Raw genomic sequence first — 26,840 nt, forward strand, 5'->3', positions numbered from 1 at the left:
GGTTATTTTTCCAATACTGAAATAATAGCGTCTACCGCCGTTTCCGCCTCGGTACCGGAAATCGTCAGCGATTTTTTCGGCATCGGGACGGTTTTAAATGATTCGGGAAGCTGCACCGCGGTATTTGACGGATACATCCACTGCGTTTCGGGCAACACTTCCTGCGCTTTTTCGGTCAGCATAAAATCGATAAAAGCGTGAGCCGCTGCTCTATGCGGTGCATTCTTAACGACCCCCATTCCCTCAAGCGCAATCATATTCCCCTCGGCAAACGTCAATGCCTGATACCGATCTGTTTTATCATACCGGATGTGATAAGCCATACTGGTGGTATAGCTGACGGCAAGCGGAGCCTCCCCTGCCGTAAACAGCCCGTATCCCGCGCTCCACGAATGGCTCATCGTCAAGATGGAAGGCATCAGTCTTTTCCAGTACGAAAGATAATCGTTCCCGTAAACAGCCTTTGTCCATGCAGCAAAACCTAAGCCGGGAGCGCTCGTGCGGGGATCCATGATAACCAAGGATTTTGCATATTCGGGTTTTGTTAAATCTTCCAGCGACTGAGGAGCAGGCACCTTTGATTGAGTGTCATACATAATCGCAAAATAGCCCCAATCATACGGAGTGAGTAATTGATCATCAGTCATTATAACGTGTTTTGGAACAACTTTATCCAAATTCGGAGAGGTATACGGTTCCAGAACGCCTGCGCTGCGCGTCTTATCGACAAGAAACGCATTGATACCGAGCAGTACATCGGCACGCGGATTCTTTTTTTCGGCCACCGCTTTCGATAGCACAGAACCGGAATCCTCACAGATCACATAATTGACGGTGTAGCCCGTTTGCTCTTTGAATCGTTTGGCTATTTCGGCGCCCGGCCCCCATTCAGAAGCAAAGGAGTCATAGGTATAGACAACAACGATTTTTTCCGTAGTATCTTGTTTTCCGCCTGCAAAAGCGGTTGAAGGCAGTATGATTGAACATACGATAAACAAAAAGAAATAAAGACGTAACTTCATTATTCCCTCCGCCGGCATTATCCGGATCAGGTGTAAGGCATCTGTACAGACACCTTTTTCGGGTATGCTCTCAGCACGGAACGAATAGATTCGGTTGGCTCTAAAAAACCGATGAGGTTCTTAGAGGATCCTGTTCATTGTTCCGGCACCCCAAGTCTGCGTATCCTAGTATATTCGCAAAAAAAGTGCAAGCGATTTATCAGCTTTTGAAAATATAGAATCACATAACTGTTATTCATGTATATTACATCTAAAGTAATGATCTTCAATCTTTATCACATTGACAATTCTTGGATATCTGAATGCTTTTTGAAATTCACTGTACATCTCTTTATCCATATATGTATCTGCAGATGAATGATACAACATATCTAAATTATTATGTTTATCATAAATGATAACGCTGTATGTATCTAAAAATCCCGGACACCATATAATTCCGACATAATTATTAAATGCCCGGATATTTTTATTTTCTACATTGTTTGTGATATAACTATCAAGTTCATTTTTGTATCTTTTGAATTCTATTTTTAAGGCAATTTTTTCAGATAGCTGATTTTTCTCAATCAAAAAACCGAATAAAAGAGAACACATAATCGGTGTTAAAAAAAACAATTGTTTTATTGCTTTTGTTTTTATCGTTTTTGTGATCACAAATAAAATATTTAAAATGATACTTAATATACATACACACGCGTATATAATAGCTCCGATAAAACTGAGACTCCTCAATAGATAAAAAGAGAATAATGATAAAAAGATTATGCTTATATTTGATACGATCACAATTATTCTAAAATATAACGTACTCTTTTCATTTTTCAAAACTAAAAACGGAATATAAATATACATGAGTAATAAAAAAAATAGCATACCCCACATATCTCCTCTCACAGCTTCTTGCCTTAATTGTTTTCGTCTTTTAAAGCTTTACCGTCCCTTTTTATATACTGATCTTTCCCATCACGACAAACTTCCTTGCCCCTGTCGCAGACGGGACGTTATTCGGATTACCGCAGAGCGCTTCGTTTGCGAGTATGGCGAAGGCACACGCTTCTTTTGAATCGCTGTTTTTTCCGATATCCTCATTGGTCAGTACGGAGCATTCAGGCAGCAGCTGCCGTAGATGATGTAAGATGACGGGATTTCTACAACCGCCGCCTCCGACTATCAATTTTTGCGGCATCGGCAATCCGAATGTGTTAAGCGAATACGCAATTGAATACGCAGTGTAATAGGTTGCCGTTCTCACAATTGTTTCAGGCGGCAGCTGCAATGATGTACCTTTCTCATACAGCGCTTGTATAAACGCTTCGGAATAATGTTCTCTGCCGGTGGTCTTAGGCGGTTTTAATTGCAAATAAGGATCTGTTTTAAGAAAATCGAACAAGGTTGAATCGACGGTACCGGCTGCGGCACATTTGCCGTCTTCGTCATAATTTTGCGTACCACCGGTAATAAGCCGCATCAAGCCGTCTATCAGCATATTGCCCGGGCCGGTATCAAAGGCGATAATGCCGCCCATATCGGCATCGGCAGGCAAAAGCGTGATATTGCCGATACCGCCGATATTCTGCAAGCCGATTACCGTACCTGGTTCCCGGTATAATAGATATTCGGTAAACGGAACAAGCGGCGCCCCAGACCCGCCCGCCGCGACATCCCGAACGCGGAAATCGGCAACGGTAACGCATCCGGTTCTTTCCGCAATAACCGCCGCTTCGCCGATTTGCAGTGTGCTTTTAATATTCTTGCCGAAGTAGCACCGTCCATTCGGTGCATGAAAAACCGTATGTCCATGCGAACCGATAAAATCAACCGTACTGATATCAACTTTCGCCTTTTTGCATACGGCAAAACATGCGTCTGCTGACAGCTCTCCAAGATAAACATTCATCGCGCTTAATTCTTCGCTGCCGCCGAAAGAACCGGAAGCAAGCGTCAACAGCCGCTCCCGTACTTCTTGCGGATAAGGCACGGTTAGAAAAGCACGCTCCGCAATGCGAGTATCGATACCGCAGCCGGTAATAGTCAGCAGCACCGCATCGATACCGTCAACAGACGTCCCGCTCATAAGTCCAATCGCCGTTTTTTCTTTTTTTTCGTTTATAGAATCAAGCCGTTTCATAGTGTCTGATGTGTTTCCCCTCAGTTACTCACGCCCTTTTTGGAAGAATTTTAAAAACGGCTTTTTCTGTTTTTTTTCGGTATCCGTTTTTTGTATTAAATGCTTGACGTTTTCCATTACCTTGCTCACAATCGGCTGATCGGATAGATCTACCAAAAAGAATGACAAGGTACCGGTAACCGAGAACACCGGCATACATACGATATGCCTATCTTGCTGCACAGCGGTACGAGTATGCGCAGCATTCTGAATCGCTTCCTTGATGCTAATACCAGGCGCAATATCGGAAAGCGCATCTCCTTGTTTACATCCCGTTTTCTCCTGCGCTTTAGCAGAAAAATTAAGGATACTGCCGGTCAGACTTACCACCAAAAGCGGACGGTCGATTATCAACAAAAGTTCATCAACAAGACCGTTTAACCCGGCAATCTTTAAGCTTTTTTGTGCGGTAATTTGATATGCATCGTTAAGAGACTCTTGCAGCGTAACGCCTAAGTTGCCCAATTTTTTTGCACGAGAATCCGACAATACGCCGTTCAGCTGAATAGCTTTTGCAACCATTAAAAAGTCGTTTTCTTTTCTCTTTGCATAGACAGACATTGCAATTAATAGGCAAAGTTCCAACCCTGCTCCGATAAATCCGAAAAACAGCACGAGCTCCGAATCACTTTTAAGAGAACTCTGCATTCCGACTTTATATCCCCAAATTGCAGTTGCTAATATAAGTGCAAATGAAAAAAATATTGCACCGATCAATTTCTTTTTTCCAATAATAATCATGAACACATCCCTATTATTTAGATATTTCTGAATTCCGTAATCTTTTCGAGGCTGCCGAAAACAAAGAGTTTATCGCCTGTTTGCAATTCAAGATTATCATCCGGTTCATACATCGCTTCGCGGTTCAAAGGATTACCGACCGTATCGATATCGAGTTCAAGGCGGACAACCGTGATTAAGGTTATATTGAATTTTTCTTTGAGCGCAACTTGCGAGAGTGTTTTCCCAATAAAGAACTTCGGCACCTTTACCTCACAGATTCCATATCCTTCGACAACGGAAAGCGAATTAAGCGCTTCAGGGTTAATCAATTCGTTTGCAATACGGGAAGCAGATTCTTCTTCAATCTTTAATACTCTACTTGCTCCTACCCGCTTCAATACAATCGCATGTAAGGGAGAAACCGCCCGCGCTACGATATAGGGAATTTCCCGTTCCTTCAGCAATGTTGTTGTTAGGATGCTTGCTTCCTTATTATCGCCGATTGCAACAATCGCAACATCGATATCGTCGAGCGGAGCTTTTCTGAGTGCATTTTCGTCGGTAGTGTCGATCACCATTGCCGCCGGAACAATTTTTTTTACCCGATCGACCGCCTGTGCGTCATGATCAAATGCCACGACCGAACCGCCTCCCTCCGCCAGCATTTCACAGATCCGAATACCGAATTCACCTAATCCGATAACCGCAAAATTTTGTTGTACATCCATCGTATTCTCCTTCTACATCAATGGTGCAAGAGCTTTAAGCACAATGCCGGAAGCTTTAACCGTCCATTTTTCATGCCGGACAGTTTCAGCCGTTACTGCGCGACACTGTTTTAATACGGATTGGTAATCCGTTTCAATATCTTCGATACAGTCAACACCGTATAAATACGTAGCGCATTCAAAATGATGATATAAACTTCGGTAATCCAAATTGATGGTACCGACAACGGCTTCCCGGTCATCACACACAAAAACTTTTGCATGAACAAAGCCCGGTGTATATTCATAAATCTGCACTCCCGAAGCCAACAAAGAAGCATAATGTGTTTTTGCCAATGCATAAGGAGCTTTCTTATCGGGTATACCCGGCAAAATCAGCTTAACATCCACACCGCGCTCTGCTGCAAACTTCAACATCGTTTCCATTTCCCCGTCCAAAATGAGATAGGGCGACATAATATGTACATACCGGTGCGCTCTGTTCAGAATATCCATATACACACTCTCACCGACTTTGTTCTCATCAGCAGGACTGTCGCCGTACGGAATAACAAAACCGGCAGCGGAAACCGGCAAGGCTTTGACGGGAACATTCAAATATTCATTAAAATTCCATTCTTTTTCGTGCAGGTTCCACAACTGCAAAAACATCAATGTAAAACTCTTAACCGCAGCACCTTGCAGCATAACGGCAGCATCTTTCCAATATCCGTATTTATTCACAACATTGATATACTCATCCGCTAAATTCACGCCGCCGTTAAACGCAACCCTTCCGTCAATAACCAGAATTTTACGGTGATCCCGATAATTATAGCGTGTTGAAAGAAAAGGAGTAAGCCGCCCGAATATCTTGCATTTAATCCCCAACTTTTTCAGACGCTCAGGATAGTCATGCGGTAACGTAGAAAATTCGCAGGTTCCGTCATACATGATTCGAACATCTACACCCTCTTTTGCCTTTTGCGCCAATATTTCCAACACGCTTCCCCACATCACCCCTTCTTCTATAATAAAATATTCCAAAAAGATAAAATGCTTTGCCAGTTTCAGTTGAACAAGCATTTCTTTCCATTTAGCTTTGCCGGAGGAAAAATACGTTACCTCAGTTTGATTAAACACGGGATGGCACCCGGTATGGCGCAGATAATGAGCGAGCGCCGCTGCGCCCTTATCTTGTAGCGAAAGAGCATCGGCAACCTGCGGATCTTGCAGGATACTGTCATGCGTCAATGCAAAAAGATGATTAAGACGTTTCCGTGCAAGACGGTTGCCCAGATCGCTTTGAGTATACCAAAACAATAAAGCACCGAATGCCGGCAGCAACATAATGATCACCAGCCACGTAATTTTTGCAGTAGGGTCAATATCCGAATTAAGTAAATACAGCACCATAACGAGGGTAAACAAAGACTCTACGATAGAATAGTAAGGGAATATTTCTTTAAACCGATAGGGAATGCTCAACAAGATAAACGCCTGCAAACCTAACAAGACAAGGAACACCCCCAACCGGCTAAACAGCGCGCGTACAAGCCCCTTACGGCCTTTTTTGAGTAAATATAATCCTTTGCGTTTTCTCCGTTTTTTCCCTTTCGTATTATCCTCGCTTATGGGAACTGTATCCGATTAAGCACAAAATGTAAACGCGAGGATAATCAACATACCCCGCTGCAGAGCACCTGCATATTAAACTCTCCGCAAAAATCAAACTATACATGATTGAGCAAATATGTTATAATAGGCTTACAAATTAAATCTAAGGAGTATATTATGAAAAAACACTATGCTATAGCGTTTTTATTTTGTTGTATCGCCGCGATGCTCTGTGCAGGCGGCAAAAAGGAGCCGTCCACGGCGGTTCAGACGGAATCGGCCGGCAATTCATCCGCTCAAGCAGCTTATACTGTAAAAGTAGTTGTGCCCGCTAATGCTCCGGCAATTTGTATTGCAAAAATGGCGGTTGACAACACCGCTGTTGCCGACGGCGCGGTTACGGAATATGAAGTGTTGCAAGCACCCGATATGCTGCAAGCACGGCTGCTTTCCGGGGAAGCGGATATCGCTATCGTCCCTTCAAACCTCTCCGCTATTTTATACGCAAAAGGTACCGGTGTCCGACTTGCAGGAGCTGTTGTTTGGGGAATTCTCTACGGACTTACCTCGGAATCGGTCAATTCTATCGAAGATTTAAGAGGAAAAACAATTATCACTTTCGGAAGAGGTCTTACTCCGGATGTCACGGTACGGGAGCTTTTAAATGCCTACGGACTTACTCCCGATAAGGACGTAACCTTTAACTATGTACAGTCCGGGCAAGAAGCGGCAGCTGCTTTTATCAGCGGAAAAGGCTCTTTTGTTATTTTACCTGAGCCGATGGTTAGCATGGTGTTAACTAAAAAACCCGGAACAAAGGTATTCCTCGACGTACAGAACGCTTGGAAAGAAAAACTCGGCGGCGACAGCTCCTATCCGCAGGCGGTTGTGGTCGTGCAAAAAAGCCTTATCGAAAATCATCCCGATTACGCTGCTCGCTTCTTAGCTCAACTGGAACAATCGATTAACTGGGCAAAAGAAAACCCCAAGCAAGCGGGCGAAGCAACCGCAAAGCTGCAAAAAGGTATTCAAGCGCCGCTTATTGCAAAAGGAATAGGCCGGATGAATATGCAGTTTGTGAACGCCGAACAAACCCGTCCTGCTCTTGAGAGATATTTTTCCATTCTATATAAGGCTGATCCGAAATTTATCGGCGGAGCTATGCCTCAGGATGATTTCTACTACACCACAGCAAAATAGCGATACGGGCCGCGGCAACGATAAGAACCGAACTCGGACAGTATACCGGCTCTGCGGCCTCGCCGCGGGACTGGGACTATGGCAGTTGACAGCCATGCTGATAGCACAGCCGCTCATTGTACCGAGACTCGAAGCCATTGCTGCCGCTACGGCCGATATCCTTATCAAAGAAGATTTCTTTTTAACCGTTGCTGCAACGCTTTTACGTATTGCGGCAACGATCGCTATAGATACCGTTATTGCTTTTTTACTGGGGATTGCAGCCGGCGTGTCCGCGCGAATCGAAGCAGCGCTCAGCCCTTTTGAAACTGCCATGCGTGCCGTCCCGACGATGGGTGTCCTACTCCTCTCGCTAATATGGTTTAATTCCGAGATCACCCCTATTTTTGTTGCAAGTCTTATCGCGCTGCCGCTGCTGTACCGCGGCGTGGTAAACGGCGTTAAAAACATCGACATTCGTCTTATCCAAATGTCTACAGGTTTCCAAGTCTCCTTCGTGCGCAAACTTAAACAGCTGTACATTCCTTCCATTAGGCCGTTTACACTCACCGCATATTCCGCAACGCTGGGGTTGTTGGTAAAGGTTATGGTTACTGCCGAAGTACTCAGCCAGCCACGGAGAGGCATCGGTACGGAGTTCCAGATTGCGCGTGCTCAGTTGGATACCGCAACGATTTTCGGGTGGGGAATCATTGTGATCGTCTTTGCCGCTCTTATGGAGCAGGCAGCAAAACGTATCCTTTCATATAATAAAGCCCGTAAAGCGATGCAGACAGCGGATATCGCTTTCTCCGATACGCCTGTCGACACCGAAGCATACTCCGATACTGATGTATATGCAGATATCGGCAAACAAGCTGCCGAAATACATATTGACCGTATCTCTTTTAATTTTGAATCGGTACCGGTGTTTCAATCTTTTTCACTTGAGGTTAAACCTGCGCGGATAAATTATATCCTCGGGCGCTCCGGCAGAGGCAAAACAACGCTGCTTTTTTTAATTGCAGGTTTTCTGCATCCTCAACGCGGAACGATACGCATATTGCCGTCCAATGCGAAAATCGGTTTTGCCTATCAAGACCTACGGCTTATCCCACACCTCACCGCAGAACAGAATATCCGCTATATACTGCCGCCGGATTACGGAACGGAAAAGGCAAAGCGTATTGCACGGCAATATTTACAGATGTTCGGCTTACAAGGGTTTGAGCATTTTCTACCGGCGGAGCTTTCCGGCGGTATGCAGCGGCGGGTCAGTTTAGCCCGTGCACTCGCCTACCCTTCGGAAATTTTGCTCCTCGACGAGGCCTTTGACTCCCTCGATCCCGAAACAAAAAAAGCAGCGGCGAGAGTGTTTTCCCGTATTGTTCGGCAGCAACGGCGGACAGTCCTATGTGTAACGCACGACCCGGTATTCACACAGCTTATCGAAGGCATTACGCTGGATGTTCCCAACGGTCATTGATAAACGCTACCACTTCACTTCTCTTAGACTAAAGCAAAAGGCCGTATCAGGTTCAAACTTTACCCGATCGAAATAGCGCCGTACGGATATTCGACGGTATCGCTGCCTTCCTTTTTTCCGGCAGCAGTGAGAATGGTAAGCGGCCCTACCCTGCCGATAAACATGAGGAAGATCAATATCAGTTTACCGGCAATGCTGAACTGCGCCGTGATACCAGTAGAAAGTCCTACGGTTGCAAAAGCGGAAACCGTTTCAAAGGCCATGGGTAAAAACGGCAGCGATTCGGTTACCGTCAATACAAATATGGCAGCGGACACAATCGTCAAACCGAAACCGAGGATAAGAAAAGCTTTTTTTACCTGCTCATCGGGTATCGACATTTTTTTGATGATGACTGTTCGATCGTTTTTTAAGAACGAGCGGAAAAATGCAAAAACCACCGCAACGGTGTTCAACTTAATACCGCCCGCCGTACTGCCCGAAGCGCCGCCGACAAACATCACAAAAATCATCATCAGCAACGTTGCATTAGTCAGCGAAGCAAAGGACACCGTTGAAAAGCCAGCCGTCCGCAGCGTAACCGCTTGGAAGAAGGCACCGAGATATTGCTCATGCAGAGAGAAATCCTTCATTGCATGGGTATGTTCCAACAAATAAAACGCTGCAAAAGAGATAAAGAGCGCACCCGCGGTCATTACCAGCACGATCTGCGTATTGAGCGGAAGAAAAAATGTTGTCTTTTTCTTCTTAAACACATTTTGTGTTTCGGTTTTTATTTTGCGTACCGTATCGTACATAACTGCAAAGCCTATACCGCCGAGGATAATCGTAAAACTGATTGTTAAACTGATAATGGGATCACCGGTAAAAGATTCGAGATTATTCGGGAAGAGTGCAAAACCGGCATTACAAAATGCCGATACCGCATGGAACGCTGCAAAACCGAGTGTCTCGACCGATACTCCCATCGTACGGGAAAATCCGAGGTACAAAAATCCGGCGCTGATTGCTTCAACCAAAAATGTAGAACCCACGATAACGCGAAGTGCTTTAAACAATCCCGACATATCATCTTCGCTCACCATATACGAAACGGTTAATTTTTCTGCAATAGACAGTTTACGTCGAAAAGCAAGCATCCCGAAAAACGAAAACACCATAATACCGAGTCCGCCGATCTGAATAAGCAAAATAAGGATAACCTTGCCGACCGTTGTCAATTCCGTTGCGACATTGATAATGCTCAAACCGGTAACGCAGACTGCAGAGGTAGCGGTAAATAACGCCGTCAAAAAATCCAAGTGGTCGGTACCGGGAGTCGCAGCCGGAAGCATCAGCAAAAAAGTTCCGGTAATGATGACCATAAAAAACGAAACGAGCAAAGTTCCTGCAGGGTTCAGCATCACTCGTTCAGTGCCTCCCGCAGTGTCCGCAGTATTTTTGATGATCTTACCGAACAGGAAAATATTTTTTATAAGCGCAAACATTAGAATCAGTTCCGGCGATGAAGGAATAAAGCCGATCTTTATTTTAAAAAAGATAAAGGCGGCACAAAAAAGAATAGTGCTTACACAGAGTGCCGCATGTTTTTGAAAATATTGCTGAAAGTATTTTTCATGCCGCATCGGCAAAAACGTTTCTGCAATAATAAGAAGCAAGATAACGGCATCAAGTGTGTGGATAACGATAGTAGCGGCGAGGGAAGCATAGAACTGCTGCAAAAACAACAGCACTAAACTAAGTATAAAGGCAACGCCTGAAAGATTTGCACGGAGTTTGGTTACTATGGTATTCATATCAGTCCAATCCTTTTTTCTACTTCCTAAATGCTTTCACTTTTTCCGCAAAGTCGCGCAGCGCGGCAGAAACGCGTACGGTAACATCTGCCGTGTTCATACCGCTCAAGAGCTCGATACCTTCATCGATATTGCTGACCGCCCATATCCTAAACCGCTTTTCGGCGATAGCATTGATGACGCGCTCCGGCAAAAAGAGATTGTTTTTATTGCCCTGAGGAATCATCACACCTTGCGTACCGGTAAGCCCGAGAATCGCACAGGTGTCGAAAAAGCCGGTTATCTTTTCCGAAATACCGCCCACCGGCTGCACCATACCGAGCTGATTCAAACTGCCGGTTACCGCAATGTCCTGCCTGAGCGGGATGCCCCCGATTGCGGAAAGCAGCGTGAAAAGCTCAGCGCAGGAAGCGGAGTCTCCGTCGATCATACCGTACGATTGTTCAAAGCAGATTGCAGCGGAAATCGATAGCGGAAAATCAGGCGCGTATTTTTGCCGGAGAATCGAGCTGATGATGAGGTGCGCCTTATCGTAAATTTCGCCGGAAAGCCCCGCCTCCCGCTCGATGTTGATAATACCGGCAGTACCCGGCGATGCTTGGGCGGTAACGCTGACCGGTATGCCGAAGGTATGGAAGCCGCGCTCCTCTACGGCAAGCCCGTTGATTTTTCCCACTGCGGCGCCGGAGGTATCGATTAAAATTTCTTTGAGCTGCACCATCTCGGCGAATTTTTCTTCGGGTAAGGCTGCAAGGTAATGCCGCCGCTCGATTGTTTTGGTAATGATCTCATCGGTGATAAGCTCGCACGCTTGCTGCTTCGCCGTATAATTCGCCTCCGCAACAAAATCCGCAATCTTCGTAAACTGAGCGGAAATCAAATGCCGGCTCTCCGAAAGTTCAACCGCATAGGCAAGTAACTTCGCATACCCCGAATCGCTGAACGGCAGCGAATGCCGGTCTTTTACAAAGGTTTCGATGAGCGCCAAGACGGCGGCCAAGTTTTCATCCGTTAGCGGCATCACCGAATCGAATTCGGCACACACCTTGAACAGCTTATAAAAGTCGGGATCCTCCTGGTAGAGAATCTCATAGGAATATTCGCCGCCGATGATGATGACTTTCAGCTGTGCAGGAACCGGTTCGGGCTTTAACAGCGAAGGCGTATGCGTACCGGCGGGCGGCGCTTGCACGGCGATACGTCCCGACTGCAGCACCCGCTTTAAATACACCCACGAATCTTCTTCTTCCAAAAGGTCTTTCAGCCGCAGTACCAAAAAGCCGCCTAAGGCACGGTGTACCGCTCCGCCGCGTAACCGTAAATGACCGTTCAGCAGTCCGTCTTCTTCATCACCGTGTCCTTCGATCGTCCCGAAAAGATTGGAAAAATTCGGCTGGTTTTCGTCGATAACGTAGGATTTATCCTCCGTATTTTCGCAAATCAGATTGATTGCATACCGCCCGAAAAAAGCTTTCTTGTGCCGCGGCGACTTAAACGGCGCTGCATACATCACGGCACGGGCGATCAAATCCGCCTCGGTCTTTTTTAAAAAAGACGCAATCTTTTCGTTGTGCTTTTTCTGCGTATCGGTTTCGGCAGGATAGCCGTTCAACAGCGCACGAGGCTGCTCAAGCTCCGCCGCGGTAATCGGTTTGAGTAAATCGATGTACAACTGTTTGAGTTTTTCTTCCGCCTCCGTTCGGTTTTTCCGCAGCAGGGCAAAAAGGTCGGCCAGCTCATCGAGCGAGCGGTAATATGTTTCACGCAAATCGTTGAGCGCTTGTTCGGAAAACTTCTTCCGCGCAACCAGCAGCTGCAGCTCCCCGAACGGAACCTCTTTTCCTTTAATGAGCGGAATCAAATCGACGGATTGATTGGAATCGTCTTTCAGCTGCAAAAGTTTAAATCCCCGCGACAGCATCGTTACTTCAAAATTCGCAAGCAGGGAATTTTCATCGCTGTCTACCGCCGACATAATCTTCTTTTGAGCAGACAAAAAATTCTCAGATTTTTCAATCTGCAATGCCTGTTTATAGAGAGCTTCAATTGCATTCTTGAGGCTGTGCTGAAACTTCTTGCCCTCACCCGCCGGAAAAAACAGCGCGATCGGTTCTGCCGGATGCCGATAGTTATGCGCATACGCAATATCTTGCAAGGAGGCGGTATTTGGTTTATAGTCCTTGAGCAGCGAAGAGAGAACCGTCCGGCGGCCTGTTCCCGGCGCTCCCATAATAAAAATGTTGTAGCCGTCGTCCCGAATACTTAAGCCGAGTTCCAATGCGGACACCGCGCGGAGCTGCCCGACAATCGGCTTATGCGGCGCCTGTGTTTTTAATGCGGCGATTTTTGATTCCGGTATATTGAATTGAATTTCTGAAAGCGGAAGCTCCTGTGCCGAAGCCTGCTGCGGGATGTTTGACGTTGATGATGTATTCAATAGCTTCACTCTCCTCAATGATTATGAGATACAAAAAGGCAACTCTAAAAACTCAGGTATAGTTTTTAGAGTGTCCCAAAAGGAAAAAATATGACCGATCTGTTACTAAGCGAGCTTGTCGTTCTGCTCCTCTTACTGCCGGTATTACTGCGCCCGTTTTCAAAAAGCTTAAAAAAAGGCCGTGCAATTCCTATTCTACCTTTTCTGAGCCTCTTTGTCTGTATCTGTATTATCATCGGACAGGGAATCGTCCTCTATCTTTTTATTCTCGTTCTCTTTGTACTGATTGTCTGCCTCTCGGAAATAATACGGCTGATTGCGTTTTCCCAAGGGATGCTGAACGATTTTTACGGTATCGCATCGATGATGCTGCGCATTGTGTTATTGTGCCTTTTTTGCGGAGTAGCGTATTGTGCGTTCAGATTTGCGCCGGAAGCAAGTATCAGAACCGAATATCCGCTGACCGTCCGTTCGATCGAATTAACCGATAAAACAAACGCCGGTACCGATAAAGGTAGAGCCGAACAAACCGCCGTTTCAACCTTACCTGATTCTTCCTCTCCGAGTAATCTATCTGCTTCGCGGAATCCTATCGAAGGATTGTTGATTGAGCGGCAGGGCGGCGCCGATGAAAGAGCGCTGGTAATTATTGCCGAAGTCTTTCCCTACGCCGAACGGCCGGAAACACTCGCCTCTCTTCTGGCGGATCAAGGCTATACCGTTGCGGAAATCACGAGACTCAAACCGCGCGGTGTTATTCCGCGCATCGAACTGTACCGCAAGCTGCTGCACCTCATCGGGAAAAAAGAGCAACGGTATTTAATAAAAGAAGATGGCCCACAGACGGCTGCGTTCTTTGCCGACTTTCTTGAACAAACGGTTGCGCGTTACGGACGCAATAAACGGATATTTTTATATGCGGAAGGAATCTATACCGATTTAGCCGCGCACTTTTGTACGGAAAATCCGGGCGTATTTACCGGTGTGTTTTTCAGCCTTTCCGAAGAAGAGCCGCTGCCGTCCGCCCCCGACGGATGGATACAGACCATGCGGGAGCACAATCCCGAACTTCTGCCTGAGGACAATTCTGCAGCGGATACTACCGCCGTATCTGATGCAGCATCAGAGCAAGCGGCAGGTGCCGGCGGAAACGGTTCGGCTGAGACGGCTCCCGCTGTTTCCGCCGCTCCGGTAACTGCCCCCACACAGCAGGAGTGGCCGCTGCCGTTCTGTTGTTACATCCGCCCCTACCCCGAACTCGCAGGCTTCGGGCAACTGCGCGCAGAGGATGCCCTCGCAGCGGAACTCTTAGGCAGCGGCCGCAGTATCGGCAGGCAGGACAAAGCCGCAGCAGCCGCGGCATTTAACCGGTATGCACTACTGTTTTGAACTACTGACCCCGGAGACTATCTATGACGCGGCTGCATTCGTGCGGCAGCACGAATACCGCTGCATCGATCTTGCAGAGCAGCTGCGGCTTTGCTTGTACCCCGCCTACGCTCCGCGGTATAAAAAGGCGGCGGCTGTCTATGCCCGTCCGCAACGGCAAACTTGTCCGCAACCGCAAAAAATCTGCTGCGGGGTCTTACTGTTCAGCATGTATGGGCTTTTGTTCCACTGTATCGATACGGACATTCCAGAAGAAACGGTCTTAGCTTTCGGCAGATTTTTTTTAAATGAGGACTTTCCTTACACGGAACTCCATGCCGTTGCGGGCATCCGCGAGCATACGCTCCTCTTTGAACAGGTTATATCCGAAACGGCGCATATCCGGCTCGACGCCGCCGTAGATTACTACCTGATGCGGTGCGCCAAACCCTGTACGGATACATTCTTTCAAACAGCGGAGTCAAAACTGAATACCACGCTGAATACAGCGCTGTCGATTGAACGCGCAACGGAGAATGATCTTACAGAGCTCTTCCCGCTCCAGCTTGATTATGAACATACCGAGGTTGCCTACGAAGGCCGCCCGATAAACCCCGCTGTCTGTAAACTGTCGCTGCGTGCCCGCCTTACAACCGAATACATCTACAAGCTGTCAGTAGGCGGGCGCATCGTCGCAAAGGCCGGAACCAACGCGCAAGGCTTTCACTGGTTCCAAATCGGCGGCGTCTACACCCTGCCCGCATATCGAAACAGGGGATTAGCCGCAGCGGCCGTTGCGCATCTCATCAATACTCACAGCGCAGACGCGCACGGCTTCGCACTCTTCGTAAAAACCGCCAACACAGCCGCCCTCCGCGTATACAAAAAACTCGGCTTTGAGCAGTGCGGGCTGTTTAGAATGAGTTATTGGAAGGCGGGGAAAGATCCATTCTATTCTCCTGAAAACAGCGCAATACTTGATAAGAGCGTTAGAAAGTATCCCATTACTCCGCTTTTACCCAGCGGGTTACACCTGTTCTTAACAGCCGGAATTCGCGTTTAATTAAAATGAGGATCGGAATTGCCGTTACCAGTTCAATGAACAGCGTACCGTAATATACGCCACGGACACCGGTAAAACGGGGCAACAGCAGCATCACGGGAACATACAGCACAACCTGCTGCATAAGGGCAATTATGGAACTACTGAGACCTTTATTGATTGCGGGGAAAAAGCTCAACGTTAAAAACGTGAGCGGCATCACAGGCAGCAGCGCCATAAAGATCCTAATCTGTATACTGTTTTCTGAGGTAATCAGTGCACGGTTCATCATAACACCGGCGGCCGCTTCGGGCATGATAAGCGCAAAAATCCAAAAGGGAAGCACAAGGATAAAAGAAGCCGTTAAAAAACATTTAAATGCGGCAATCACACGTTCAGACTGCGCCGCTCCGAAATTAATACCGATGATGGGAGGCATCGCAATCATAAATCCGGCAAGCGGTTGTATGACAAAACTGAACAGACGGGTAACCACGCCGTAAAAAGCGATATCGTGAGCAGTACCGTAACGGGTAATAACGTTCAACACCAACATACTCTGCAAGACCATCATAATTTGCATAATAAAAGCGGACAGCCCCATCTGGATAATCGTACGGACAATATCTTTGTCCAACCTGATTGCACATGCTTGCTGCAACGAAGAAACGAATGCCCCGTTATCCGTGGAATTCACAACCTGCCGTACCAGCGGTGAACGGCTCACATACAGCATACAGATCAACGACTGCACAATCATACCGATGTTCGTACCGATTGCAGCACCCTTTATGCCCTGATTGAGCAAAACCATCAACACATAGTTTGAAAGCCCGTTTACCGCCAAACCGATAGCCATGATGACGGACGCGGTTTTCATTTTACCTTCGGCGCGGATAAGCGTATTGAGTGCAACGGTATATATCCAAGGAAGTGCCCCCCATAAAAGTGTCCGGTAATACACATCACCGAGCATCAGTTCCTTTCCTCTGCCGCCCATCGCAAAAAGCAGCGGCTGCGAAAAACGAAAGCCCACCAACATTACCGCTGCCGAAGCGATAAGCACCAGCGCATTCACATTCCCTAATAACCGCCGCCGAATATCGGTATCTTCCGCACCGATCGCGATACTTAATAGGGAACCCGCTCCCGTTCCTATCAGAAGCCCGAAGCCGGTAAACGCAATTACCGGCGGCAGTGCAATGGAAATACCTGCAAGTGAACCTTCTTCCGCAAAGCGCCCGACAAATATTCCATCAAGCACATTGTTCGCTCCAAGCAGAAACATCGCAATAACTGCCGGCCATGAAAAATCTATTAAAATCTTCCAGAGATTATCGTTTAAAATCTGTGTCCGTTGTTTTTCCGTTTCCATAAAAATCCTCCTTATAAAATCTGAATTTCTGATTTCCAACCGTTCAATTCCACAATCACATCCGTTTCAATTTGAGGATCTTTTTTCTCGCGTTTACGGATGCGTATATTCTTATCGGAATCCAAAAAACGAGTTCCGAGTCCGGCATTTTTTAAATAATAGTTTGAATTTTCTGCAAACTTAATTTTAGAAATCGCCTTGAGCTGATTAAAATCGATTTTTCCTTTGTAATGAGCAATTTCTGCATAAAGATTGGAATTCGTATCAAGCTCTGTATGTCCGCCGGCATTTGTAAAAAAACAGTTTGAAACTTTACCGGAAAATTCCAAGGCTTCAAATGTAATATCCCGAATTTTCAGATTCTCTGTCTTTGAATAGATTTCCATATCTGCAACAAATTTTACCGGAATACGGAGTAGCACAAAAAGATTTTCCATACTATTCGCATCACTTAAATCTGTAGAACGCTTTACAAGAATATCCATCCGTTTTGCATTTTCAACAATCTTAACTTTTACCTGCTGTGCAAGAGAAGCGATTTTATTTGAAGCCAGCAGAATCTGAATTTTTTCATCTTTTGTTTCTTCTATGATGACCTCATGCGCGGCGCCAATCTTAACATCGATTTTCTTCAAAGTATCTAAATCATATTCCGTTTTACTTTCATACAAAAATTGATGTTTGGATAAAAGACTTTTTTCTTCTTTTAAAAGCACATCGAGTGATTCATCGAACAAAACTGAAATAGCAATGATATTTCCAATATCAGGAATTCCGTTTCCGCTTTCCCATTTTGTAATTGCTTGACGGCTTACATGGATTTTTTCTGCAAGTTCTTCTTGCGATAAATGATGCTGCTTCCGCAAAGTTTTAAGTTTTTCAGAAAAGTTCATACGTAATCTCCTCTATCAAGAGCATGAGTTGACTTTAAACATCCCCCGTTTTGTAAATGAATGATAGCTATACCGCGGTGATTATAAAAGAAATGATATATTACAATCTGAGAAATTTTCGCTACTTATAGTAGCATGGGCTAATAACATGGACATCACTAAAAACTTCGCTGGGATTACTTCAAATCCTTTTGTAGCTATTTACTCCTGCCTACCGGTTGTCTGGGGCAAATACCTGCTTGCCATTTGCAGCTGATAGTTAATGACCAGTTTACAATACAAAATTGAAGAAATATACGCATTGAAGGTTAAAACGATAACACGCACTAATGACGGCGACGACTGCGGATTGTCCATAAGAGTAAAACCGGCATAAAAAGCCGTTGCATACAGTATAAAGAAAAACGGCAGAACAACAAAAAAATTTTTTTTGAAAATAGCTTTACTTTCGGCGATAATATGCTTCATCTTCATACTTTCTTTTTTATACACCAAGATGGTCGGTACAAACACCAATCGGCTGAACCAGTATAAAAGAAGAACAAAAGCAAACCCTTTACCTATCCAATCCATAACGGAGGCAAACACAGATGCTTCCGGCTGTACCGAACGGAACATCAGCATAACGATGATAATCGGTACTGTGATAATAATCAACTGAATAAGATAAATAACATAGAGATGTAGAATTACGGCGAAAATCGAATTAAAAACGACATTCCCTATCTGTTGTTTTATATATGCGCGTTGAAAATAGATAATAGCGGCTGTTTGCAAAACAGCTACGGCAAGAATTAAAAGAGTTATAAGAGAGTTTACAGCCTGATTTGAACTGTTAAACAGAGAAAGCACGTTTGAAACAACTGCCAAACCTATATAGGCAAGCGTATAGTTGATAAACGGTTTCCCCAGAAGTCTCATATCGGATACGATCGATCGAATAAGATTGATGAATTGTTTCATACCGGTTTTCCTTCTCTTATATTCTTAACGGTTTTGCTATAATAATCGATATCCGATGTTTTTACAACGAGAAAACATATTTTTTAGAAAAGACCGGAGAAATACATCGTTGACCTTTCATAAGGGGTATTCTATAATTATGGAATGAAAAGTACTATTACCATTGAAATTTGCGCAGGCTCGCTCGATGATGCGATTGCAGCCGAAAAAGCCGGCGCTGCAAGAATTGAATTAAATTCTTCATTGTTTTTGGGAGGGCTAACCCCCTCGCTCGGCACCCTTCTCCTCGTTAAAAAAGAGACCAACCTCAAAGTGATGACGATGGTTCGTCCCCGTGCCGCAGGATTTTTGTACACCGCATCCGAATTTAAGACGATGAAAGAAGATGCAAAACTGTTTATCGACAACGGAGCGGACGGTATCGTATTCGGCTTTTTAAAAAAGAATGGAACGATAGACGAAAAGCGGTGCGAAGCGCTCATCAAAATTGCAGGCGATAAAGAAAAGGTATTCCACCGCGCCATCGATGTCGTACCCGATCCCCTTAAAACGCTCGATATTTTGATTGATCTCGGCTTTACCCGTGTACTCACCAGCGGACAGGAACCGACCGCCTACGAAGGCATGGAGCTGATCGCCGCGATGGTTAAGCACGCAAAAGGCCGCATAGAAATTCTACCCGGCGGCGGCATTACAAAGAAAAATGCAGCGAAGCTCGTAAAAGGTACCGGCGTCAATCAGATCCACTTTGCAGCGTTAAAAGCCGTTGCGGAACCTTCGACAGCAAAGAACCCCGCCATCTACTACGGCGGAGTCCTTTACCCGCCGGAAGACCGGTTTGAAACAGCCGACCTCGGCGCAATGTCCGAAATTATCGGCACCGTAAAATAATAAGCGACGGGATCAGGGAACCTCTAAAACCTGCTATCTTTTAGAAGTTCCCTCTGTTTTATCGGCGGCTTTCGGAGCTGCTGCCGGCAGCGGTTTCAAAATCAGCTTTGATTTTTTCCAATACTACACCGATATCATTTTGATAGATAAAATCCCAGCCTACCCACGAGAATTTTTTATCGGCCGATAAACGATTATCGACGGACGGATTGGTAGATGGGAAGAAACCGCTTTGCGCAAAAACCGTACCGGTCTTTTCCGAAAGGAAAAACGATACAAAATCTTTTGTGAACTCCTCAGTATCTTTCTTTACCAGCATAAAAATAGGAGCGACAATCGCACCGTCTTCCGGCCAAACCGTTTTAAGAGGAGTCCGTTCGTCTATCATCTTAGAGAAAAAGTATGGGCTGATACTGACCACAGGCTGCACAGCCGCGGCTTTACCGCCTTTGACCATTTGAGCGGGATGCATATAGGCACTACAAGCCTTCCCTAATTTCTTAATACCTTCGTCCCCGAAACGTGCGTAGATATTAAGAATAACCGAATTAAATAAATCCAAATCGCCGAACGGAATAGCGACGGAATGTTCAAATTCGGGAGATAAGATATCCTCCCATGTTTCCGGCATTTTTCTGCCGTCCAACAGTGCGGTATTCACAATCATAATTGCAGGAACGACACCGATAATGGCGTAATTTTTTTTCTCATCCCGTAAATCGATATAGTCATTGCAAAAATCTTTATTGACCGTATCAAGTGCGCAGTGGAACTCTTTATTTTCAATAAAAGAGCCCATCAGTTTTTTATCAAAAAACAGTTCAAAACCGGCAGAAAGGAGCACATCCGGCAGGTTTTCTTTTTTACCGGTTTTTGCCAGATCGATTATCCAATCAATACCGAGATTAGCCGATCTTAAATCATACCTGATTTTATAGTTTTTCTTTTCAAACTCTTCCTTATGTGTTTCGACATAATCGGAATAAAATGCTTCAAAACTTTCCAGAAGAGGAATCCGTATCGGGCACGGCAAAACACCTTCAATCCTGATCGTTTGTTTACCATCATCCGGTTCAACACGGTTATTATTCTTTGTCTTTAAGCTCAGATCAATATGAGCAAAACCTGATGAAGCGTTTTGTTCGATAACTTCAACCAGTTCCCGCTCGCATAAATCGATATCCAATTTCTTAGAAAGAAACGCTTTTTCAAGTGTGATTTTCTTTCCCATCAATTTACGCATCATGGGGTTTGTTAACGGGCTGAAACCTTTCTCTGCTAAATAGCGGATTGTTTCGGGGTACCGTTCCGTAACGTCAAAAACCGTTTCATCCATGCTAAAATAACTATTCATTTACTGCTTCTCCTTATAATAGACTATTTACAACCGATACTAAAAAAAGACCCACATACGATGCAAAGGAAGGACGCTGTGAATCCGTTATTCAAAGATATTCCCGCAAAGGAACTGGAAACCTATCTTACCGCCGTCAAGGCAAAGACGGCAGTTTATCAAAAAGACAGTTTTATTTTCTTTGAAGGAGACCTCCCCAAGGCATTGTTTGTTCTTAAATCAGGGGTTGTCCAAATCGAAAAAAATGATGCCGATGGTAAGCGAATCATTATGAACCGCTTTGAAACACCGGAAACCGTCTTCGGTGAAGTCTATGCATTCTTGCAATCCACCCCATACGATTATTCATGCAGGATAATCGCCGATGCGGAAATTCTCAGTATTCCGGCAAATATATTTTCGGCTTCTGCAACACTGCCTGCCGTACAAACAAAAATTGTACAGAATCTTTTATCCATTCTTGCACATAAAGCTTATTTTTTAAACCAGAAGCTGTTGATATTTTCATCATTTACCTTGCGTAAAAAAATAGCCGTGTATCTGTTACAGCAAGCGCGCGGTCAGCCTAAAATAACGCTTAAACTGAACCGAGAAGCTATGGCCGAATATCTTGCCGTTCCTCGCCCTTCCCTATCCCGCGAATTGATGAATATGCAAAAAGATAAGCTGCTCACCATATCCAAAGATACCGTAACCGTTAATATCGATAAACTCGAAGATCTTGCATAAATTAAACCTGTTCGGAAACTTCCGAATAGGGTTATTAATTGCGCAGGTAACCGGCTCTAAAAGTCCAATTTTTAGAGCTATGCGGACTATATCATAACGAAAGCAAGAACTCGGTACCATTTGTTACCGGATTGGGTTTTAGGGAAGCAATATAACCGCAAAACCGGTGATTGACATTTCACGGTCAAGCTGGTAGAGTTATCAACTGTCCATCTAAAAAGTAAGCATATTGAAAATTAAATAGAGAATCTATAATTAAGGAAACAAAACTATGGCGGGCTTTAAAAAAAATACTTTAGCAATCGGAAGTATTATTATTTTGGTTTTTTCGGTAATTGCGTTTGTCTTTGTTCCGGCAGCAGGCGGGCAATCGGGCAGTAATGCTAAAACAATGCTCGGTAAATGGAAAAACAAGCAGCTTGACAACACTGCTGACGGGCTTTTTTTGCGGGAATACCGGCAGCTTCATCGTGCCGCCGAACTACGCGGGTATCTGAGAAACGACAATAATAACAAGGCACAGCAGGAATTTATAGAACGGCAGATTATGCGAACCGCATTTAATTCTTCCATGATTCAGCTTGCTGCACAGGAAGAAGCCCTGAGCGCCGGTTTTTATCTGCCGAATAAAAATATCAATAAAGCGCTTATCTCCTTTTATACGGATTCTACGGGTACTTATTCTGAAAAATTGTATACGGATACATCGGAACAGCAGCGGCTTACCAATAGACGGCAAGTAATCGATTATCTGACCGCACAACGCTATATCGAAGATAACTTCGGTACATACGATAATATCTTCGGCTTGAAAACAAGCTCGGCAGAAACTGCTTTCGTGCAGAAGATGGCGGAAAAAGAACGCACCTTTAAATATGTTGTATTTGAGGAAAGCCAATTTCCGCAGGATAAAATCCGTGCGTATGGCGAAGAACATGCCGATTTATTTGCTGAACATAACTTACTCATGCTGACATTTAACTCGCAAGAGGACGCAAATAAAACCGCTCAAGCGCTCCAAAAAGGAGAAATCACGTTTGAAGATGCCGTTATCACAAACTCTACCAAGGCGGGTACCGATTCTAACGGAAAACTGTTATCCCCATACCGAACAACGGTAAACCGGACATTCCCCGAATCAAAGGATCTTGATACCGTACTCAAGCTCGGTACCGATGAGGTGAGTTCCGTTGTTAAAACGTCTTCAGGATATGCAATCGTAAAATGCACTGCTCCGGTTACACCTGCCGATTTTACACTAGCCGAAACTCGAGACCGTGTTCTTTCGTATATGAAATCGAATGAGCGCGGCATTATCGAAGATTACCTTGAACAAAAGGCAAAAACCTTTATCGAAGCGGCGAAAATCGGCGGATTTGCACATGAAGCATCTATAAATGATTTGGTCGTGCAGACAAGCAACCCGATAACACTGAACTACGGCAATGCCGCTATTTTACCGCAAATTTCTTATCAGTCGGATACTTTCTTTACGGCCGGTGTACGGAATGAAACCTTCTTTAAAAAAGCCTTTGCACTTAAACAGGGGGAAATTTCGGAGCCGATTTTGCTGGGGGCAAACGTACTGGTATTGCAGCTTGACGAAGAGAAAGCAGTCTCGGAAGAAACCCAAAACAATATCGCAACGTCATACCGGCAATTCGCATCGATTTGGTATTACGAATATCCGCTTGCTATGCTTGCCTATCAGCAGCTTTCATGGGGTCAGCAAACCTTTATTGATTTTGTCTTAAACAGTAAAAACTTTACCGACAATTTTAATGCGGTATTCAACTAAAGAGATTGATTAACACCAACAAAGATGAAAAGCCTCTGCTGATACAAACAGACAGGGGCTTTTCCGTTTTATACCGAAATAAATATCTCTATTCAAAATACAATCCTCAAGCAGCTATTACTGCGCAGATTGCATCGTTGCAGATACCCGATTGTACATTAATACTCTGTCTTTCGCCGGTACTGAGCTACGGGCTTAAAGAATTAACGGAAAAGCTGCCGGCATCTTCTTATATCCTTGCGCTGGAATGCGATCAAATGTTGATGCGGTTCTCGCTCGATCATTGTGATTTCTCTCCGTTTGCACAGCAGCGATTTTCTTATATCCGGACGGATTCGGTTGCAGAGGTACTGAAAAAGATAGAATCCTTGCCGCTGTTTCCCTTTAAAAAGTGTCTTGCGCTGTCCTGTTCAGGCGGGGTGCAGCTGAATCAAACCTTTTATGATGAAGTGGGTTTGTATGCCGATGAGGTGATTTCACGGTTTTGGAAAAACCGGATAACGCTGATGCACCTCGGCAGGAATTACGCGCATAACACATTCCGCAATCTCCTCTCACTTGCGAGATCACTCGCAAGCTCGCCGGCGAGACCAATGATGGAACCACTCGCGAAATCGCCGGAGAGCTTCCCGGCGGAATCTCCAACATGGTGTGTACCATCGACTAAGAGCAGCTTCCGGTTGCTCACCGGCGATGAGCGTATCCGCAAGCCTCTTTTGGTTGCAGGCGCCGGTCCTTCGCTCGATACTGCACGGGATTTTATCATCAAGAATAGAAATGCCTTTTTTTTGCTTGCAGTGGATGCCGCAGCCGCAGCGCTTCTACCCGATATTCGGCCTGACGCAATCGTATTGGTAGAATCGCAGTACTGGATTGATTCGGCGTTCATCGGCTTGCGCAAATACGGCATACCGGTCTTTGCTGATCTGACGGCTTCCCCCCGTGCGCTGCAAGCATGCGGCGGAAACGTGCACTTTTTTTGCACCGAGTACGCACGGCTGAAATATTTGGAACGACTCTATCAAACGCTGCAGCCGCTTATTCTTCCGCCGATGGGATCGGTAGGATTGACAGCACTACAGCTTGCTTTAGCACTGGCCGCCCCTCACCTGCCCGTACTGCATACCGGCTTAGATTTTGCATGGCAAAACGGTCTTACCCATGCCGCCGGAAGCAGCCCTATAAAAAAACTCTTTGCGGAAATAAACCGCACCGAATCGCCGTATAAGCTCAGTCTCTCTACCGGTATGCAGCGTATTTCCGGGAAGCGTGGACTTTCCTATTGGACAACTCCGGTACTATCCGGCTATGCGGAACTGTATCGCCATACCTTCTCCGTAAATGAGCGGGTTATCGATATTGGAACGGAAGGCTGCTTCTTGAACGGTCGACAAGCTGATATGACCGAAGCCGAACGGATACTTACCGATGTCTGTGCCTCGGATACGGACAGTACAGCTATCGGAACCGGTTGCTCGCAGACAAATGCAGCCGATACTTTTTTTGATTCCGTTTGTGAATCAGACACTGCAAACAAACGATATGAAGCGCTCTGCGGCTATCTTGCCGGTGAAGCTGAAGCGTTGACTATGCTGAATGACCATTTGCAGGGCAAGCGCTCGATATCGGAACACATGATGGAACAACTCTTCGCAGCGCGCGACTATCTGTACAGCCACTTCCCAGATGCAGCACGGGGCTATTCGCTTGAGCTCGGTTTTCTAAAGCGGGCAGGTATCGAGCTGCGGTATTTGTTAAAAATTCTCGGCTAACGGCGGTGGAACCTCCTTTTTCAGAAATTTGAAAAATTTTTAGAATTTTTTGTTGCATTTCCTTGAAAGGTGGTGTAAGCTTGTATTATGATATGTAATATATTACATATCATAATACAAGCTAAGTAAAGGAGAAAGCAGTATGTTAATTGCAACATGGATCATTACGTTTTTAATCGTTGTCGGTATCGGTATTTATGCCGGAACAACCATTAAGTCGTCCGCACAGTGGTCGGGAGGTGATAAGTCCCTGAGCGCCGTTTCACTCGGTGCTATTTTTGCCGCATGGCAAATCGGCGGCATGGCAATTGTCGGAGCAGCTCAAAACGGATATAACCTCGGCATCGCCGGATCGTGGTATTCAATAGCCGGATCGTTTTACTTTATTGCATTAGCTGTTTTTGCAAAAATAATCCGAAATAATATGCCCGGTGAATCGGTCCCTGTATACTTACAATCCAGATTCGATAATAAAACGGCAAAACTGTACTCATACGCATGGATTGTCTACGGTTTTCTCTATATTCCCATTCAGTTAAAAACGGTTTCGTCCATCATTCAAATTGTATTACCCAATATAAACTTCATGGCGGCAATGATAATCGGTGTAACGGTTGCTGTCGTTTATACCGGTTTTTCGGGTATGAAAGGAGCATCAGCGGTAGGAAGAATCGTCTGTATCGGTATTTATATCTTACTCATTATTTTTGTTGTAACGACACTGCCTAAATTTGAAGGCTTTAGCGGATTGCTGGCAAAATTACCGCAAGGATATGACAGTATGAAAAATATGCCGCTGCACAGAATCATCGCGTGGATATTCGGAGGGTGTATCAGTACGGCTGTTATGCAATCGGTACTTCAGCCGTTATTGGCGGCAAAAACCCCGCAAGCTGCCCGCACCGGTTCCATCCTCGGATATCTTATTGCAGCACCGATTTGTTTCTTTACGGCAACCTGCGGAATGCTTGCAAAAGCTTCGGGAGCTGATTTAGGTGATGGAACAAGCGCATTTGCCTATGCTATTAAAACCTTTACCTCACCGTTCTTCGGCGGTATTATCTTTGCATTCGTTACAATGATTATCGCTGCAACGATGGCAACAATGATGCTGGCCACCGGTACGATTATCACCAACGTATATAAGACGGATATCAATCCAAATGCCGATGATAAAAAGGTTCTCAGTATTTCCAAAAAGATTACATTTATTTTTGCATATCTTACGCTGATACCTGCACTTTTTATTCCAAGCCGTTCGCTTACGAATCTCTTTTTAACGCTCCAGCATGTTGCCGCTGCTCCTATCAGTTTTTCTATCTTAGTCGGTTTAACATGGAAAAAGGTTACCAAGCAAGGTGCTTTCTGGAGTATCCTCTGCGGTATGCTCGTTGGGATAGCTTGGATGTTACTGCGCTTGAGCGATAAGCTTGAAGCAATTTATCCGGTTGTCATCGTTACATACGGCGTTGGAATAATCGTTTCGTTACTGACATATAAAGAAGGCGGTAAATAATC

At 45.2% G+C, this 26,840-nt stretch carries 21 protein-coding genes; 9 read left to right on the forward strand and 12 right to left on the reverse strand.

The features are described from left to right. Positions 1–2 precede the first annotated feature (2 nt). From E4N66_RS08545 to E4N66_RS08570, 6 genes are all read right to left on the reverse strand, one after another. Entirely contained in the window at positions 3–1,022 is a 1,020-nt protein-coding gene (locus E4N66_RS08545; RefSeq protein ID WP_253727665.1) for a thiamine ABC transporter substrate-binding protein, read from the reverse strand. Between the two features lie 231 nt (positions 1,023–1,253). Beyond that, positions 1,254–1,919 carry a hypothetical protein gene (locus E4N66_RS08550; RefSeq protein WP_253727667.1) on the reverse strand — a complete coding sequence of 222 codons (666 nt, stop codon included), beginning with the start codon at positions 1,917–1,919 and terminating at the stop codon, positions 1,254–1,256. Between the two features lie 49 nt (positions 1,920–1,968). Further along, complete coding sequence (locus tag E4N66_RS08555; protein WP_253727668.1) at positions 1,969–3,153, reverse strand: anhydro-N-acetylmuramic acid kinase; 1,185 nt, start codon at positions 3,151–3,153, stop codon at positions 1,969–1,971. Between the two features lie 24 nt (positions 3,154–3,177). Further along, the gene (locus tag E4N66_RS08560; RefSeq protein WP_253674098.1) at positions 3,178–3,933 is read right to left on the reverse strand and encodes a hypothetical protein; all 756 of its coding nucleotides are present in this window, start codon (positions 3,931–3,933) and stop codon (positions 3,178–3,180) included. Between the two features lie 17 nt (positions 3,934–3,950). Then, positions 3,951–4,643, reverse strand: coding sequence for a potassium channel family protein (locus E4N66_RS08565; protein WP_044013030.1), 693 nt, complete (start codon positions 4,641–4,643; stop codon positions 3,951–3,953). A gap of 12 nt (positions 4,644–4,655) precedes the next feature. Next, positions 4,656–6,110, reverse strand: a complete 1,455-nt coding sequence (locus E4N66_RS08570) for a phospholipase D-like domain-containing protein (RefSeq protein WP_235619734.1) — start codon at positions 6,108–6,110, stop codon at positions 4,656–4,658. Between the two features lie 306 nt (positions 6,111–6,416). Between E4N66_RS08570 and E4N66_RS08575 the strand changes: the two genes are divergently transcribed. Together E4N66_RS08575 and E4N66_RS08580 are read left to right on the forward strand one after the other, a co-directional pair. Next, entirely contained in the window at positions 6,417–7,439 is a 1,023-nt protein-coding gene (locus tag E4N66_RS08575; protein ID WP_044013034.1) for an ABC transporter substrate-binding protein, read from the forward strand. Continuing rightward, positions 7,411–8,904 carry an ATP-binding cassette domain-containing protein gene (locus E4N66_RS08580; protein WP_253727671.1) on the forward strand — a complete coding sequence of 498 codons (1,494 nt, stop codon included), beginning with the start codon at positions 7,411–7,413 and terminating at the stop codon, positions 8,902–8,904. Before E4N66_RS08575 ends, E4N66_RS08580 begins: the two co-directional genes overlap by 29 nt. A gap of 59 nt (positions 8,905–8,963) precedes the next feature. Here the strand turns inward: E4N66_RS08580 and E4N66_RS08585 are convergent, their stop codons facing one another. Both E4N66_RS08585 and E4N66_RS08590 read right to left on the reverse strand, forming a co-directional pair. Next, positions 8,964–10,700, reverse strand: coding sequence for a TrkH family potassium uptake protein (locus E4N66_RS08585; RefSeq protein ID WP_253727672.1), 1,737 nt, complete (start codon positions 10,698–10,700; stop codon positions 8,964–8,966). A 19-nt stretch (positions 10,701–10,719) separates the two neighbouring features. Then, on the reverse strand, positions 10,720–13,137 hold the full coding sequence (locus E4N66_RS08590) for a Lon protease family protein (protein WP_253727673.1): 2,418 nt from the start codon (positions 13,135–13,137) through the stop codon (positions 10,720–10,722). 90 nt (positions 13,138–13,227) lie between these two features. On the opposite strand from E4N66_RS08590, the gene E4N66_RS08595 reads away from it, so the two are divergent. Then, positions 13,228–14,526: a hypothetical protein gene (locus E4N66_RS08595; RefSeq protein WP_253727674.1), complete on the forward strand. Its 1,299-nt coding sequence runs from the start codon at positions 13,228–13,230 to the stop codon at positions 14,524–14,526. Continuing rightward, positions 14,510–15,568, forward strand: coding sequence for a GNAT family N-acetyltransferase (locus E4N66_RS08600; RefSeq protein WP_253727675.1), 1,059 nt, complete (start codon positions 14,510–14,512; stop codon positions 15,566–15,568). The genes E4N66_RS08595 and E4N66_RS08600 overlap by 17 nt, the downstream gene beginning before the upstream one ends. Here the strand turns inward: E4N66_RS08600 and E4N66_RS08605 are convergent. From E4N66_RS08605 to E4N66_RS08615, 3 genes are all read right to left on the reverse strand, one after another. Continuing rightward, positions 15,510–16,922, reverse strand: coding sequence for an MATE family efflux transporter (locus E4N66_RS08605; RefSeq protein ID WP_253727676.1), 1,413 nt, complete (start codon positions 16,920–16,922; stop codon positions 15,510–15,512). The two genes, E4N66_RS08600 and E4N66_RS08605, sit on opposite strands and share 59 nt — an antisense overlap. Before the next feature lie 11 nt (positions 16,923–16,933). Further along, entirely contained in the window at positions 16,934–17,815 is an 882-nt protein-coding gene (locus tag E4N66_RS08610) for a helix-turn-helix domain-containing protein (protein ID WP_253727677.1), read from the reverse strand. 201 nt (positions 17,816–18,016) lie between these two features. Next, complete coding sequence (locus E4N66_RS08615) at positions 18,017–18,778, reverse strand: hypothetical protein (protein ID WP_253727679.1); 762 nt, start codon at positions 18,776–18,778, stop codon at positions 18,017–18,019. Positions 18,779–18,922: 144 nt separating this feature from the next. Here E4N66_RS08615 and E4N66_RS08620 point away from each other — a divergent pair, with 144 nt between their 5' ends. Next, positions 18,923–19,669 (forward strand): copper homeostasis protein CutC, encoded by a 747-nt coding sequence (locus E4N66_RS08620; RefSeq protein WP_253727680.1) that lies wholly within the window; start codon positions 18,923–18,925, stop codon positions 19,667–19,669. Positions 19,670–19,727: 58 nt separating this feature from the next. On the opposite strand, the gene E4N66_RS08625 is transcribed toward E4N66_RS08620, so the two are convergent. Next, positions 19,728–21,023 carry an ABC transporter substrate-binding protein gene (locus tag E4N66_RS08625; protein ID WP_253727681.1) on the reverse strand — a complete coding sequence of 432 codons (1,296 nt, stop codon included), beginning with the start codon at positions 21,021–21,023 and terminating at the stop codon, positions 19,728–19,730. 78 nt (positions 21,024–21,101) lie between these two features. On the opposite strand from E4N66_RS08625, the gene E4N66_RS08630 reads away from it, so the two are divergent. From E4N66_RS08630 to E4N66_RS08645, 4 genes are all read left to right on the forward strand, one after another. Continuing rightward, positions 21,102–21,752, forward strand: a complete 651-nt coding sequence (locus E4N66_RS08630) for a Crp/Fnr family transcriptional regulator (protein ID WP_253727682.1) — start codon at positions 21,102–21,104, stop codon at positions 21,750–21,752. 271 nt (positions 21,753–22,023) lie between these two features. Beyond that, on the forward strand, positions 22,024–23,550 hold the full coding sequence (locus E4N66_RS08635) for a peptidyl-prolyl cis-trans isomerase (RefSeq protein ID WP_253727683.1): 1,527 nt from the start codon (positions 22,024–22,026) through the stop codon (positions 23,548–23,550). 5 nt (positions 23,551–23,555) lie between these two features. After that, positions 23,556–25,322, forward strand: coding sequence for a 6-hydroxymethylpterin diphosphokinase MptE-like protein (locus tag E4N66_RS08640; RefSeq protein WP_253727684.1), 1,767 nt, complete (start codon positions 23,556–23,558; stop codon positions 25,320–25,322). A 142-nt stretch (positions 25,323–25,464) separates the two neighbouring features. Further along, a complete protein-coding gene (locus tag E4N66_RS08645; RefSeq protein WP_044013069.1) occupies positions 25,465–26,838 on the forward strand; it encodes a sodium:solute symporter family protein in 1,374 nt (457 codons plus the stop codon). Positions 26,839–26,840 lie beyond the last annotated feature (2 nt).

The organism is Treponema sp. OMZ 857, from assembly GCF_024181085.1.
Taxonomy (GTDB): Bacteria; Spirochaetota; Spirochaetia; order Treponematales; family Treponemataceae; genus Treponema.

Coding starts and splice junctions, on each gene's coding strand:
- E4N66_RS08545 (WP_253727665.1), bottom strand. CDS start 1,022: ATGAAGTTACGTCTTTATTTCTTTTTGTTTATCGTATGTTCAATCATA.
- E4N66_RS08555 (WP_253727668.1), bottom strand. CDS start 3,153: ATGAAACGGCTTGATTCTATAAACGAAAAAAAAGAAAAAACGGCGATT.
- E4N66_RS08560 (WP_253674098.1), bottom strand. CDS start 3,933: ATGATTATTATTGGAAAAAAGAAATTGATCGGTGCAATATTTTTTTCA.
- E4N66_RS08565 (WP_044013030.1), bottom strand. CDS start 4,643: ATGGATGTACAACAAAATTTTGCGGTTATCGGATTAGGTGAATTCGGT.
- E4N66_RS08575 (WP_044013034.1), top strand. CDS start 6,417: ATGAAAAAACACTATGCTATAGCGTTTTTATTTTGTTGTATCGCCGCG.
- E4N66_RS08580 (WP_253727671.1), top strand. CDS start 7,411: ATGATTTCTACTACACCACAGCAAAATAGCGATACGGGCCGCGGCAAC.
- E4N66_RS08585 (WP_253727672.1), bottom strand. CDS start 10,700: ATGAATACCATAGTAACCAAACTCCGTGCAAATCTTTCAGGCGTTGCC.
- E4N66_RS08595 (WP_253727674.1), top strand. CDS start 13,228: ATGACCGATCTGTTACTAAGCGAGCTTGTCGTTCTGCTCCTCTTACTG.
- E4N66_RS08600 (WP_253727675.1), top strand. CDS start 14,510: ATGCACTACTGTTTTGAACTACTGACCCCGGAGACTATCTATGACGCG.
- E4N66_RS08605 (WP_253727676.1), bottom strand. CDS start 16,922: ATGGAAACGGAAAAACAACGGACACAGATTTTAAACGATAATCTCTGG.
- E4N66_RS08610 (WP_253727677.1), bottom strand. CDS start 17,815: ATGAACTTTTCTGAAAAACTTAAAACTTTGCGGAAGCAGCATCATTTA.
- E4N66_RS08615 (WP_253727679.1), bottom strand. CDS start 18,778: ATGAAACAATTCATCAATCTTATTCGATCGATCGTATCCGATATGAGA.
- E4N66_RS08620 (WP_253727680.1), top strand. CDS start 18,923: ATGAAAAGTACTATTACCATTGAAATTTGCGCAGGCTCGCTCGATGAT.
- E4N66_RS08625 (WP_253727681.1), bottom strand. CDS start 21,023: ATGAATAGTTATTTTAGCATGGATGAAACGGTTTTTGACGTTACGGAA.
- E4N66_RS08635 (WP_253727683.1), top strand. CDS start 22,024: ATGGCGGGCTTTAAAAAAAATACTTTAGCAATCGGAAGTATTATTATT.
- E4N66_RS08645 (WP_044013069.1), top strand. CDS start 25,465: ATGTTAATTGCAACATGGATCATTACGTTTTTAATCGTTGTCGGTATC.